Annotated in this window: 13 protein-coding genes; 10 read left to right on the plus strand and 3 right to left on the minus strand. The window is 65.0% G+C overall.

The window, feature by feature from the left end; translation table 11 throughout:
- Nucleotides 1–63 precede the first annotated feature (63 nt).
- Together M1248_RS18120 and M1248_RS18125 are read left to right on the plus strand one after the other, a co-directional pair.
- On the plus strand, nt 64–990 hold the full coding sequence (locus M1248_RS18120) for an EfeM/EfeO family lipoprotein (RefSeq protein ID WP_317149257.1): 927 nt from the start codon (nt 64–66) through the stop codon (nt 988–990).
- Nucleotides 987–2,258 (plus strand): Dyp-type peroxidase, encoded by a 1,272-nt coding sequence (locus M1248_RS18125; RefSeq protein ID WP_317149258.1) that lies wholly within the window; start codon nt 987–989, stop codon nt 2,256–2,258. Before M1248_RS18120 ends, M1248_RS18125 begins: the two co-directional genes overlap by 4 nt.
- Here M1248_RS18125 and M1248_RS18130 read toward each other — a convergent pair.
- Nucleotides 2,200–4,299, minus strand: a complete 2,100-nt coding sequence (locus M1248_RS18130) for a prolyl oligopeptidase family serine peptidase (protein ID WP_317149259.1) — start codon at nt 4,297–4,299, stop codon at nt 2,200–2,202. The genes M1248_RS18125 and M1248_RS18130 overlap by 59 nt on opposite strands.
- A 26-nt stretch (nt 4,300–4,325) precedes the next feature.
- Here M1248_RS18130 and adh point away from each other — a divergent pair, with 26 nt between their 5' ends.
- The 6 genes from adh (at nt 4,326) to M1248_RS18160 (ending at nt 8,878) form a co-directional block, all read left to right on the plus strand.
- Nucleotides 4,326–5,849 (plus strand): aldehyde dehydrogenase, encoded by a 1,524-nt coding sequence (gene adh, locus M1248_RS18135; protein ID WP_317149260.1) that lies wholly within the window; start codon nt 4,326–4,328, stop codon nt 5,847–5,849.
- An 86-nt stretch (nt 5,850–5,935) separates the two neighbouring features.
- Nucleotides 5,936–6,427, plus strand: coding sequence for a DUF779 domain-containing protein (locus tag M1248_RS18140; RefSeq protein WP_317149261.1), 492 nt, complete (start codon nt 5,936–5,938; stop codon nt 6,425–6,427).
- 26 nt (nt 6,428–6,453) lie between these two features.
- Entirely contained in the window at nt 6,454–6,732 is a 279-nt protein-coding gene (locus tag M1248_RS18145; protein WP_317149262.1) for a putative holin, read from the plus strand.
- Nucleotides 6,722–7,204, plus strand: coding sequence for a hypothetical protein (locus M1248_RS18150; protein WP_317149263.1), 483 nt, complete (start codon nt 6,722–6,724; stop codon nt 7,202–7,204). The genes M1248_RS18145 and M1248_RS18150 overlap by 11 nt, the downstream gene beginning before the upstream one ends.
- Nucleotides 7,205–7,214: 10 nt before the next feature.
- A complete protein-coding gene (lpdA, locus tag M1248_RS18155; protein WP_317149264.1) occupies nt 7,215–8,609 on the plus strand; it encodes a dihydrolipoyl dehydrogenase in 1,395 nt (464 codons plus the stop codon).
- Complete coding sequence (locus M1248_RS18160; RefSeq protein WP_410506685.1) at nt 8,570–8,878, plus strand: hypothetical protein; 309 nt, start codon at nt 8,570–8,572, stop codon at nt 8,876–8,878. Before lpdA ends, M1248_RS18160 begins: the two co-directional genes overlap by 40 nt.
- 40 nt (nt 8,879–8,918) lie before the next feature.
- Here M1248_RS18160 and M1248_RS18165 read toward each other — a convergent pair whose 3' ends face one another.
- Together M1248_RS18165 and ramB are read right to left on the minus strand one after the other, a co-directional pair.
- Complete coding sequence (locus M1248_RS18165) at nt 8,919–9,467, minus strand: carboxymuconolactone decarboxylase family protein (protein ID WP_317149266.1); 549 nt, start codon at nt 9,465–9,467, stop codon at nt 8,919–8,921.
- A gap of 13 nt (nt 9,468–9,480) precedes the next feature.
- Nucleotides 9,481–10,908: an acetate metabolism transcriptional regulator RamB gene (gene ramB / locus M1248_RS18170; protein WP_317149267.1), complete on the minus strand. Its 1,428-nt coding sequence runs from the start codon at nt 10,906–10,908 to the stop codon at nt 9,481–9,483.
- A gap of 76 nt (nt 10,909–10,984) precedes the next feature.
- Here ramB and M1248_RS18175 point away from each other — a divergent pair, with 76 nt between their 5' ends.
- Nucleotides 10,985–11,797, plus strand: a complete 813-nt coding sequence (locus M1248_RS18175; RefSeq protein ID WP_317149268.1) for an acyl-[acyl-carrier-protein] thioesterase — start codon at nt 10,985–10,987, stop codon at nt 11,795–11,797.
- A 257-nt stretch (nt 11,798–12,054) separates the two neighbouring features.
- Nucleotides 12,055–13,341: an isocitrate lyase gene (gene aceA / locus M1248_RS18180; protein WP_317149269.1), complete on the plus strand. Its 1,287-nt coding sequence runs from the start codon at nt 12,055–12,057 to the stop codon at nt 13,339–13,341.
- Nucleotides 13,342–13,411: the final 70 nt, after the last annotated feature.

Raw genomic sequence — 13,411 nt, forward strand, 5'->3', positions numbered from 1 at the left:
GTGTGCCTACCCTCCGGCCTGCGGGAATGCTATGTTTTGCCTTTCCTAACTTAGAGGGTGCAAATGAATCGCTATTTCGCATGGTCGGTGCCGGTCGTAGCCGCGAGTCTCATGCTCTCGGGCTGCTCCAGCGACGCGGGCAGTTCCGAGGAGACGTCGACCGCCACCGCGACCACGACCTCGTCGAGTGCCGCCGCTTCCGCTCCCGATCCGTTGGCCGAGCAGGCCGCTGCGGAGTACAAGACGTATGCCACCGGTCAGATCGACGAACTCGTGGGCGTCGTCAAGGTGCTCACCGACGCCGTGCGCGCGAACAATCTGCAGGCCGCGCAGGACGCGTACGCGCCGTCCCGTATCCCGTGGGAGCGCATCGAACCGCTGGCCGGCCTCGTCGAGGAGATCGACGGCAAGGTCGATGCGCGAGTCGATGACTTCGCCGGCGTCGACGACGCGGAGTTCACCGGCTGGCACCGCCTCGAATACCTGCTGTTCCAGCAGAACACGACCGAGGGTGGCGCCCCGTTCGCCGATCAGCTCGACGCAGACATCGCTGCCCTCAAGGAGCAGTTCCCCTCGGTCGAGGTGAAGCCGGTGGACGTCGCGACCGGTGCGGCCGAGCTGATCGAAGAGGTCTCCGAGGGCAAGATCACCGGCGAGGAGGACCGCTACTCCAAGACCGACCTGTGGGACTTCGACGCCAACCTGCAGGGCTCGCAGGCCGCGGTCGACAAGCTGAAGCCGGCTCTGGAGAAGGCTGATCCGGAGCTGCTCGGCAAGATCGAGACCCGCTTCGCCGACATCAACGCCACTCTGCAGCCGCTGCGCCGCGGCGACGGCTGGGTGCTCTACTGCACCGAGAACGACCCCTACCCGTCGCCTCGCTGCACCGGCGTGACCGTTGACCCCCCGACCATCGACAAGCTCAAGGCCCAGCTGGCCGGCCTGTCGGAAAATGTGTCCCAGGTCGCGGGGGTCTTGAAGCTGTCGTGACCGAGCCGCAGTCGCGCCAGGGCATCTCGCGACGAGGGTTCGTCACGGGAGCCCTGAGCGCGGGTGCGGGGGCCGCTGTCGGAGCCGGCGCCACGTATGCGCTGACCAACTCCGGACGGCAGGCCCCCCCAGCGCCCGCCGCCCAAAAGAGATTCGTCCCGTTCGAGGGCGTTCATCAGACTGGCGTGACGGCGTTACCCATCCCCGAACAAGGGATGATCGCCTCCTTCAATGTCCAATCCAAAGACCGCGCCGGGCTGACGACCGCGCTCAAGGAGCTCACCGAGGAGATCCGCGGGCTGATGGCCGGCAAACCGCCGGAAACGCGGGACGCGGCGTATCCGCCCGTGGACTCGGGCATCCTCGGCGAAAATCCGCCTGCCGACGACCTTTCGATCGTCGTCGGCGTCGGGGCGTCGTTGTTCGACGACCGATTCGGCCTTGCCGACCGCAAGCCCAAAGACCTTGAAACGATGCCGTTTCTGGCCAACGACCGACTGGATCCCAAGCTCTCGCATGGGGACATCTCGATCATCTTCGAGGCGGGTCACAACGACACCGTTCAGTTCGCGCTGCGGCAGGTGATGAGGCGGACGCGAAGCGACCTGGTGCTGCGATGGATGATCGACGGCTACGCCCGCGGCATCGGTGCAGGACAGGCCTCAGATGCGGCCACCCCTCGAAACCTGTTGGGATTCAAGGACGGAACAGCCAACCTCGACGTCGACGACGCCGCGTTGATGGATCGCCACGTGTGGGTTGGTGCCGACGACGGCGAACCAGAGTGGGCGGTCGGCGGTTCGTATCAGGCCGTCCGCATCATCCGGATGTTCGTCGAATTCTGGGACCGCACCCGGCTCATCGAGCAGGAGCAGCTCATCGGTCGGGCCAAGGTCAGCGGCGCACCACTGGGGCTGACGGGTGAGTTCACCGATCCCGACTATCCCGAAGATCCCGACGGCAAGCGGATTCCGCTCGATGCGCACATCCGGCTGGCCAATCCCCGCACCCCCGAGACGGACGAAAACCTCATCCTGCGGCGCGGATTCAACTATTCACGCGGCTTCGACGGTGCCGGCCGACTGGACCAGGGACTGGCGTTCGTCGCCTATCAGCGGAGCCTGGAGAAGGGCTTCCTCACCGTGCAACGTCGGCTCAAGGGTGAGCCGCTCGAGGAGTACATCATGCCGGTCGGCGGCGGATTCTTCTTCATCCTGCCGGGCGTGACGGGGCCGGACCGGTTCCTCGGCGATCGTCTGGTCGACTGAGCATCGACCACAGGTACTCGTAGATCAGCGCGGACTTGAAGGCCGTCTGCGCGTTGTCGGCCGCACCGGCGTGCCCGCCCTCGATGTTCTCGTAGTACGCCACCGAATGCCCCAGCTGTTCCAGCGCCGCAGCCATCTTCCTGGCGTGGCCCGGGTGCACCCGGTCGTCGCGGGTCGACGTGGTGATCAACACCGGCGGGTAGCGCCGGTCCGCCGAGATGTTCTGGTACGGAGAATATTCGGAGATGAACGCCCAATCGTCGGGGTCATCCGGATCGCCGTACTCGGCCATCCACGAGGCGCCGGCGAGCAGCAGATGGAAACGGCGCATGTCCAGCAGGGGCACGCTGCACACCAGCGCTCCGAACAGTTCGGGATACCGCGTCAGCATGACGCCCATCAAGAGGCCACCGTTGCTGCCGCCCTGGGCACCCAGCTGGTCGACGGTGGTGACGCCACGGTCCACGAGGTCGGATGCCACCGCGGCGAAGTCTTCGTACACCAGGTGCCTGTTCTCGCGCATCGCCTGGGTGTGCCACGTCGGGCCGTACTCGCCGCCGCCGCGGATGTTCGCCAGCACATAGGTGCCGCCGCGAGCCAGCCACAGCCGGCCGAGCACCCCCGCGTAACCCGGGGTGTTGGCGACCTCGAACCCGCCGTACCCGCCGAGCAATGTCGGCCCCGGGCCGGTCGAACCACGGTGGCCGACCACGAAGTACGGGATCTTCGTGCCATCGGCCGACGCCACGAAATGCTGCGTGACTTCGATATCGGAGGCGTCGAAGAACGCGGGCGCGCTCTTGATCGTCGCCACCTCGCCACCTGCCCGTCCCCACAGCAACTGCGACGGTGTGTCGAATCCGCTTGAGTCCAGGAACATCTCGTCGCCGTGCTCGTCGATGTCCACGAGCACGGTGTTGGTGTTCGGCGGGATGCCGGAGATCTCCGAGCGCTCCCACGTGCCGGGCGTGACGAGTTCCACGTGGCTCGCCACGTCGACCAGCGTGACGAGCACCAGGTGGTCTCGCGCCCACGCGTAGTTGTCCAGGCTGGAATGCTCGTCGGGTTCGAAGACGACGGTCAGTTCCCGGGCGCCGGAAAGGAATTCGTCGTAGCGAGCCGCCAGCAGTGAACCCGGCCGGTAGGTGATCGCGCCGACGGTCCACTCGGTTCGCGGCCGGATCAACAGCCACTCGCGGTGCACGGACATCGCGGAGTCGGTAGGAATCTTGATGTCGATCAACTCGTCGCCGCGAAGCTCGAAACGGTCGCGGTTGAAGAAGTCGAAAGACCGTGTGATGAACAGTCGCTCGAAGCCCGGCGTCGGGTCGTAGCCGCCGCCGACGCTCACGTCTGAAGCCGCACCCTCGAACAGCGTCTGGGCATTCTCGAGTGGCTCGCCGCGACGCCAGCGCTTGGCGATTCGGGGATAGCCGGACTCCGTCATCGAATCGGGGCCGAAATCGGTGCCCACCAGCACCGTGTCCTGGTCCTGCCATGCGACGCCGGACTTGGCTTCCGGCAGTTCGAATCCATCGGCAACGAATTGCCTTGTCGAAATATCGAATTCGCGCACCACGGTGGCGTCGGCGCCACCCCTGGACAGTTCGATCAAAGCCAGACGGTGATCGGGTTCGAGGACGTCCGCGCCGGCCCAGACCCAGTTCTCGTCCTCGGCGTCGGAGAGCGCGTCGACGTCGAGGATCACGTCCCAGTCGGGGTCGGACGTGCGGTAGCTGTCCAGCGTGGTGCGCCGCCACACCCCGCGCGGATTGGCCGCGTCGCGCCAGAAGTTGTAGAGGTGGTCGCCGCGCCGCCGTACGTACGGGATGCGCGCCTCGGTGTCGAGGACCTCGAGCGCTTCGGCACGCATCTGCTCGAAGCGGGGTCCGCCGAACTTCGCGAGGGTCGGCTCGTTGTGCGCGCGCACCCAGTTCAGCGCGTCGTCGCCGGTGATGTCTTCGAGCCACAGATAGGGGTCTTGCGCCACAACACCATTGTGGTCACCCGGCGTAATGTGAGCCCCGTTACACCCATCCATCCGCGCTGTCAGAGAGGGAGTCGTCGATGACTGTCTATGCCCGTCCTGGTTCCACCGACGCCCTGATGTCGTACGAGTCGCGATATGGCAACTTCATCGGTGGGGAATGGGTGCCGCCCGCCTCGGGCGAATACTTCGAGAATCCGACGCCCGTGACCGGCCAGCCGTTCTGCGAGGTCCCGCGCTCGAACGAGACGGACATCGAGAAGGCGCTCGACGCCGCCCACGGTGCGGCGACCGCGTGGGGCAAGACGGCCGCCGGCGAGCGCGCGAACATCCTCAACAAGATCGCCGACCGCATCGAGTCCAATCTCGAATCGCTCGCGCTGGCCGAGGCTTGGGACAACGGCAAGCCGATCCGCGAGACCCTGAACGCCGACCTGCCGCTGGCGGTCGATCACTTCCGGTATTTCGCGGGCGCCATCCGCGCGCAGGAGGGTTCGCTGAGTCAGATCGACGACGACACCGTGGCCTATCACTTCCATGAACCGCTCGGCGTCGTCGGCCAGATCATCCCGTGGAACTTCCCGATCCTGATGGCGGTGTGGAAGCTGGCTCCCGCGCTGGCGGCGGGAAATACGGTGGTACTCAAGCCTGCCGAGCAGACCCCGGCGTCGATCCTCTACCTGATGTCGTTGATCGGCGACCTGCTACCCGCCGGCGTGGTCAACGTCGTCAACGGCTTCGGCGTCGAGGCGGGTAAGCCGCTCGCATCCAGCAACCGCATCGCCAAGATCGCGTTCACCGGCGAGACCACCACCGGCCGGCTGATCATGCAGTACGCATCGCAGAACCTGATCCCGGTGACGTTGGAGTTGGGCGGCAAGAGCCCGAACATTTTCTTCGCCGATGTCCTCGCGGCCAACGACGACTACCAGGACAAGGCGTTGGAAGGGTTCACGATGTTCGCCCTCAACCAGGGCGAGGTGTGCACCTGCCCGTCGCGCAGCCTGATTCAGGCCGACATCTACGAGGACTTCCTCGCGATGGCGGCCATTCGCACAAAGGCCGTCCGGCAGGGCGATCCACTGGACACCGAGACGATGATCGGCGCACAGGCATCCAACGATCAGCTCGAGAAGATCCTGTCCTACATCGAGATCGGCAAAAGCGAAGGCGCGCATGTCCTTACGGGGGGCGAACGCGCTGACCTCGGCGGTGACCTCAACGGCGGCTACTACGTGCAGCCGACGATCTTCGAGGGCAACAACAAGATGCGAATCTTCCAGGAAGAGATCTTCGGACCCGTCGTCGCGGTCACGTCGTTCAAGGACTACGACGACGCGATCGGCATCGCCAACGACACCCTCTACGGACTCGGCGCGGGCGTGTGGTCGCGCGACGGGAACACCGCGTACCGGGCCGGGCGCGATATCAAGGCCGGCCGGGTGTGGACCAACTGCTATCACGCCTATCCGGCGCATGCCGCGTTCGGCGGCTACAAGCAGTCCGGCATCGGCCGGGAGAACCACAAGATGATGCTCGACCACTACCAGCAGACGAAGAACCTGCTGGTGTCCTACTCCAACAAAGCGCAGGGGTTCTTCTGATCTTGAAACTGGCACGAACGTGGGTTACCCGCACGCCACATCGCGGTATTGCGTGACGGTAACCCACGTTCGGCGGAGAGGGAATCGTGACTGACGCCCCGCCTCGTGCGCTGATCACCCAGGCGGCCGCGGATCTGCTTGCGCGGCTGCAGGGGCGACACGGCGCGCTGATGTTCCACCAGTCGGGCGGATGCTGCGACGGGTCGTCGCCCATGTGTTACCCCGCGGGTGAGTTCCTCGTCGGGGATCGCGATGTCCTGCTTGCGGTGCTCGACGTCGGCGAAGGAGTTCCGGTGTGGATCTCCGGGCCGCAGTTCGAGGCGTGGAAACACACGCAGTTGGTCATCGACGTCGTCCCCGGCAGGGGAGGGGGCTTCAGCGTCGAAGCGCCGGAAGGGATGCGGTTCCTTTCCCGCGGGCGCGCGTTCAGCAGCGACGAGAACGACCTGCTGCACGCCGCGGAGCCGGTTACCGGTGCGGAGTTCGAACAGGGCAAGAGGCCACCGCGGGCCGGTACGCACATCGTCGCGGAAGCCGTCGACGCGTGCTCGATTCCCGGGCGTGCCTCAAACGCCTAGCGTTTTCTCGGCGTTAACCTCAAAGGGTGATACCGCTGCCGCGCCCGCGGTTGCTGACCAGCGCTCTGCTGATCGGCACGGCGTTCGGACTGCTCCTCGGTATCGGCGCAAGTCTGGTGGTGACCGCCAAAATCCGGCCCGACGTGGTGATAGCCCTCGTCGTCGGCGTGCCCGGCGTGATCGGCATGCTGACGATTTTGTTGTCGCGCCGACGCTGGCTGACGGCGGTCGGCGCCTTCGTCATCGCCATCTCCCCGGGCTGGTTCGGTGCGCTGGTGGCAATACAGACGGTGAGTGGTGCTTGACGTGGACCGCGACCTGCTGATCGAAGACACCCAAGAGTTCACGCCGACGTGGGACACGGGTGAATTCGACGCTCAACCCCAGCCGGTCGACGAGGCGCCGTCGGAGCCATTGCCCGTACCCGCGGCCCCGCTGGTCGTCCCGGGTAGAGACCTCTATCTCAAGCGCTGGCACTTCGTTCTGGTCGTGGCATGCGTATGGGCGGTCGCCGCCGCCGCGGGATGGGGACTCTATTTCTGGTGGTACCACTCGATCGACAAGACGGCGTCGGAGTTCGTGGTGCTGGTGTTCCTGATTCTGTGCACCGTGGTCGGCCTGCTCGTCGCGATGGTGCCCAACAGGCCGATCGCGTCCGCTGTGGCCATCGCATTCACGTCGGCGCCGCTGGCGGCGACGGCCGGCGCCGCCGTGCTGCACGGTCTCTACTTCTGCGAATGGGCCACTCGCTGTTTCGTGGGGCTGATCCCTTACTAGAGTTGAGCGTGTGACCCACTATGACGTCGTCGTTCTCGGAGCCGGCCCCGGCGGATACGTCGCTGCCATTCGCGCCGCCCAACTCGGACTGAACACCGCAGTCGTCGAACCCAAGTATTGGGGCGGGGTGTGCCTCAACGTGGGGTGCATTCCATCCAAGTCGCTGCTGCGCAACGCGGAGCTTTCCCACATCATCACCAAGGAAGCCAAGCTCTTCGGCATCAATGGTGAAGCCACCATGGACTACGGCGTGGCGTTCGACCGCAGCCGCAAGGTCGCCGACGGCCGTGTCGCCGGCGTGCACTTCCTGATGAAGAAGAACAAGATCACCGAGATCCACGGCTACGGGAAGTTCAAGGACGCCAACACACTCGAGGTCGCCCTCAACGAGGGCGGGACCGAGGCGGTCACCTTCGACAACTGCATCATCGCGACCGGCAGCAGCACCCGATTGGTGCCCGGCACGTCGCTGTCGGAGAACGTCGTCACGTACGAGAAGCTGATCATGACGCGCGAATTGCCGTCCTCGGTCGTCATCGCCGGCGCCGGGGCGATCGGCATGGAATTCGGCTACGTGCTGAACAACTTCGGCGTCGATGTGACCATCGTCGAGTTCCTGCCGCGGGCGTTGCCGAACGAGGACGCCGAGGTGTCCAAGGAGATCGAGAAGCAGTTCAAGAAGCTCGGTGTCAAGATCCTGACAGGCACCAAGGTGGAGGCCATCGACGACGATGGCAGCCAGGTGAAAGTCACCGTCAGCAAGGACGGCAAGTCCGAGGAGCTCAAGGCCGATAAGGTGTTGCAGGCCATCGGATTTGCGCCCAACATCGAGGGCTATGGACTCGACGTCACCGGCGTGGAGGTCACCGATCGCAAGGCGATCGGCATCGACGACTACATGCGCACCAACGTGCCGCACATCTACGCCATCGGCGATGTCACTGGGAAACTGATGCTGGCCCACGTCGCCGAGGCGATGGGTGTCGTCGCGGCCGAAACCATCGCTGGTGCAGAGACTTTGGCGCTCGGTGACTACCGGATGTTGCCGCGTGCCACGTTCTGCCAGCCGCAGGTCGCCAGCTTCGGACTCACCGAGGAGCAGGCCCGCGACGAGGGTTACGACGTCAAGGTCGCCAAGTTCCCGCTCACCGCCAACGCGAAGGCGCACGGTCTGGGTGATCCGAGTGGGTTCGTGAAGTTGGTCGCCGACGCGAAGTACGGCGAGTTGCTCGGCGGTCACTTGATCGGGCATGACGTCTCAGAATTGCTGCCAGAGCTGACCCTGGCGCAGAAGTGGGATCTGACGGTCAACGAGCTGGCCCGCAACGTGCATACCCACCCGACGCTGTCGGAAGCGCTGCAGGAATGCTTCCACGGCTTGGCCGGCCACATGATCAACTTTTGACGGCGGCGATCTGGGTCGCCGGGATCGGCGGGTTGGTGGTCGGTCACGTCCTGTGGCTGGCCGGGATCACGGCTGCGACGTCCACCGCGACCGTCAGCTCGTGGGTGCTCGCGGTGGCGGCCGTTTCGTTCGTGGTCGGGGGCATCGTCGGTGCGCTCGGGTGGCGCGCATACCGGCGGAAGTCGGACGTATGGGCGGCGTTCCTCTGGGGATTGCCGATCGCACCGGTACTGCTCTCGCTGGTGGTTCTCGGCGTGACGTACCTGTAGCTCCCCGTGCGGGGTACCCGACGAGCGTCAGCGGCTCGGCTCAGTCGGGAAAGTCAAGCGGCACGTTCAACGTGTTGATGGTCGCGGCCAACCCGTCGTACTGAGCCGCCAGCATGCAGAACTCGATGAGCTGTGGCTTGGTGAGTTGGCGGGCCAGTACCGCCCACGTTTCGGGCGATACCCCGCGCGTGACGACGAACTCGTCGGTGGCGGTGATGAGTGCGCGCTGTCGCTCGGTCAAGCCGTCCGCGTCGGGACCCTCGAAGATCTTGGCCTGGACCTCGGGACCGATGCCGCGGCTGCGGGCCAGCCGGCGATGCTGTTGCAGTTCGTACTCGCAGTTGCGGAGATGACCGACCCGCAGGATGACGGTCTCGGCGTCGCGCCTCGACAGCTTGCCTGCGTAGAGCAGGTAGAGGGACATCGGCAGCCAGATCGGGAACAGCACTCGGTGCTGACCGATGACGTTCGTCAGGCTGAACCGTGGTCGGCGAATGCCATAGGCGCCGACCTTGGCGGCCACCCAGCCGAACGGTCCGAGTTCCTTGAATCCGCCGGGCGCAATGCGCGCGGGTTCTGTTGCACTCACCGTAGCGAGTCTATTAGGACTGCTTGACCAGATAGGGCGACACAGTGCTGCGATGCTCATCTATGTCCAGTGCGCGGCCGAGCGCGGGGAAGGCCCGCTGCGGGCAGTTGTCCCGCTCGCAGACGCGGCAGCCGGCGCCGATCGGTGTCGAGTTGTCGCCCGACAGATCCAGGCCCTCCGAATAGACCAGCCGGTGCGCATGCCGCAATTCGCAGCCGAGGCCGATCGCGAAGGTCTTACCCGGCTGGCCGTAGCGGTGGGCACGGCGCTCGACCGTGCGGGCCACCCACATGTAGTTGCGCCCGTCGGGCATCTGCGCGATCTGCACGCCGATCTTGCCGGGGCTCGCGAACGTTTCGTAGACATTCCACAGCGGACAGGTTCCACCGCTCGACGAGAAATGAAAGCCCGTGGCGGACTGTCGCTTTGACATGTTTCCCGCGCGGTCGACTCGTACGAACGACAGCGGCACCCCCCGCATCGAGGGTCGTTGCAGTGTCGACAGTCGGTGCGCGATCGTCTCGAACGAGACGGCGTAGAAAGCCGAGAGGCGTTCGACGTCGTAGCGGAACTTCTCGGCAACGTCGTGAAACTGCCGGTACGGCAACACTGTTGCGGCCGCGAAGTAATTCGCGAGGCCCAGGCGCGCGAGCACGGTCGACTCCTCGCTGGTGAAGTTACCTTCGTCGACGAGCTTGTCGATCAGCGCGCCGAACTCCAGATACGCCAGCTCCGCGGCCATCCTGAATACCGTCTGCCCCGACGACAGGTGGCCGCTGATCTCCAGGGTCTTGGAAACCGGGTCGTATCGGTGTAACACCGTGCCGCCCAGGTCGATTTGCTGCTTGATGTGCACACCGTGCACCCTGGTCAGCCGGTCAGCGAGCTCACGCGTCAGCTCGGCGCGGTGCATCCGCATCCGGATCGTGAGGTCTTCGGCGGCGGTGTCGAGCTCGTGCAGGTAATTCTGCCGCTGATAGAAGTAGTCGCGGACCTCCTCGTGCGGCATCGTGATCGCGCCAGACCCAGAGCTCAAGCCGCTGCTGTCGGAGTGCCTGTCCTCGGTTACGGCGGCCAGCTGCGCGGTGGTCAACCGGTAGCGCCGGTGCAGGTTCACCATGGCGTGCGCCAGTGCCGGATGCGAGCTGACCATGTCCGAGATCTCGGCAAGATCGACGTCGATCGCCACGTCCCGATCGAGGGTCACCTCGCGCAGCTCGGCGACCAGCCGGGTGTCGTCCTCGGAGGCGAAGAACGTCGCATCCACCCCGAACACCTCGGTGATCCGCAACAGCACCGACACCGTCAGCGGACGTACGTCGTGCTCGATCTGGTTGAGATAACTCGGCGAGATTCCCAGCATCTGGGCCAGTGCCGCCTGGCTGTAGCCCCGTTCTCCGCGGAGTTGCCGAACTCGAGAGCCGACGAACGTTTTTGCCACCTCACCAGCGTAACAACAATGCGAAGTGCACCTTCGCATTGTTGGCAGTTCCGGCGCTATGGCAGGATCGTTGGTCATGGGAGGCGAGCCGACGACCGGTCTGGCGAAGGTGATGATGCCGGTGCCCGATCCGCACCCCGATGTGTTCGACATCGAATGGCCCCTGCGCGTCGCCGACGTCGATCGCGACGGCAGGCTCAAGTTCGACGCCGCCACCAGGCACATCCAAGACATCGGCTCAGATCAGCTGCGCGAGATGGGTTACGAGGAAACCCACCCGCTGTGGATCGTCCGTCGCACGATGGTCGATTTGATCAGGCCCATCGAGTTCAAGGACATGTTGCGCCTGCGCCGCTGGTGCTCGGGCACCTCCAACCGGTGGTGCGAGATGCGGGTCCGCATAGATGGGCGCAAGGGCGGATTGATGGAATCCGAGGCGTTCTGGATCAACATCAACCAGGAGACGCAGGGGCCGGCCCGCATCTCCGACGACTTCCTCGAAGGCCTGCAGCGCACCACCGATATCAATCGGCTGCGGTGGAAGGCCTATCTGAAGGCCGGCAGCCGCGAGGACGCGGACGAGATTCGCGACTATCCGGTTCGCGTCAGCGACATCGACATCTTCGACCACATGAACAACTCGGTCTACTGGTCGGTGGTCGAGGACCATCTGTACAAGGCACCCGAGCTATTAAAGGCACCCTTGCGGGTGACGATCGAGCACGACGCCCCGGTAGGGCTCGGCGACAAACTAGAGATCATCACGCATGTCCATCGGCCCGGTACGACTGACAAGTTCGGTCCCGAACTGGCGGATCGCACTGTTACAACGCTCACATATGCCGTCGGCGACGAGACCAAAGCCGTCGCATCGATCTTCGCGCTCTGACGCCGTTTCCCTAACAGTACGACCGTACTGACGTGCGCAAATCGGTTACCGGCAAGTAGCTTCTGAACCGTTTCAGGGAATGCTTACCTTCGCAACCTTTGCAACATGGCGCGACTGCTTGGCGAAAATTGGCAATCAAAACGGGTGGACCTGCGCGTATGGCGTGATGCATCCTCGTAACAGCGGAACAGCCAAGTTTGTTGAGTATTAGCAAGCCGAGCCCCGCCGGCTATGCAAAGCGATCCGAAGGAGCAGCCATGTCCACTGTGGGCACGCCGAAGTCACCCGAACAGATCCAGCACGATTGGGACACCAACCCGCGCTGGAAGGGCATCACCCGTACGTACACCCCGGCCGACGTGGTCGCACTGCAGGGTTCCGTCGTCGAGGAGGCGACCCTGGCCCGCCGCGGCGCCGAGGTGCTGTGGAACCAGCTGCACGACATGGAGTTCGTCAACTCGCTCGGCGCGCTGACCGGCAACATGGCCGTCCAGCAGGTGCGTGCCGGCCTGAAGGCCATCTACCTGTCGGGCTGGCAGGTCGCCGGTGACGCGAACCTGTCCGGCCATACCTACCCGGACCAGAGCCTCTACCCGGCCAACTCGGTGCCGCAGGTGATCCGTCGCATCAACAACGCGCTGCTGCGGGCCGACGAGATCGCCAAGGTCGAGGGCGACACCTCGGTGGAGAACTGGCTCGCCCCGATCGTTGCCGACGGTGAGGCCGGCTTCGGTGGTGCGCTGAACGTCTACGAGCTGCAGAAGGCGATGATCGCCGCAGGCGTCGCGGGGTCGCACTGGGAAGATCAGCTGGCGTCGGAGAAGAAGTGCGGCCACCTCGGTGGCAAGGTGCTGATCCCCACCCAGCAGCACATCCGCACCCTGACCTCGGCCCGCCTGGCTGCCGACGTCGCCGACGTGCCGACCGTCGTCATCGCGCGTACCGATGCCGAGGCCGCCACGCTCATCACCTCCGATGTCGACGAGCGCGACCGCCCGTTCATCACCGGCGAGCGGACCAAGGAAGGCTTCTACCGCGTCCGCAACGGTCTCGAGCCGTGCATCGCCCGCGCCAAGGCCTACGCGCCGTTCTCCGACCTGATCTGGATGGAGACCGGCACCCCGGACCTCGAGCTGGCCGCGAAGTTCGCCGAGGGCGTCAAGAGCGAGTTCCCCGACCAGATGCTGGCGTACAACTGCTCGCCGTCGTTCAACTGGAAGAAGCACCTCGACGACGCGACCATCGCGAAGTTCCAGAAGGAGCTCGGCGCGATGGGCTTCAAGTTCCAGTTCATCACGCTGGCCGGCTTCCACGCCCTGAACTACTCGATGTTCGATCTGGCCTACGGCTACGCCCGCGGCCAGATGAGCGCCTACGTCGAGCTGCAGGAGCGCGAGTTCGACGCCGAGGAGCGCGGCTACACCGCCACCAAGCACCAGCGTGAGGTCGGTGCCGGCTATTTCGACCGGATCGCCACCACCGTCGACCCGACCAGCTCGACCACCGCGCTCGCGGGTTCGACCGAAGAGGGTCAGTTCCACTGAGCCCTATCGTCGAGCGCACGGTTGTTGTACGCCAACGTCGAGTAGACGTGTCAACAGCCGTGCGCTCGAC

It is taken from the genome of Mycobacterium sp. 29Ha (assembly GCF_032883055.1).
Lineage (GTDB): Bacteria > Actinomycetota > Actinomycetes > Mycobacteriales > Mycobacteriaceae > Mycobacterium > Mycobacterium gallinarum.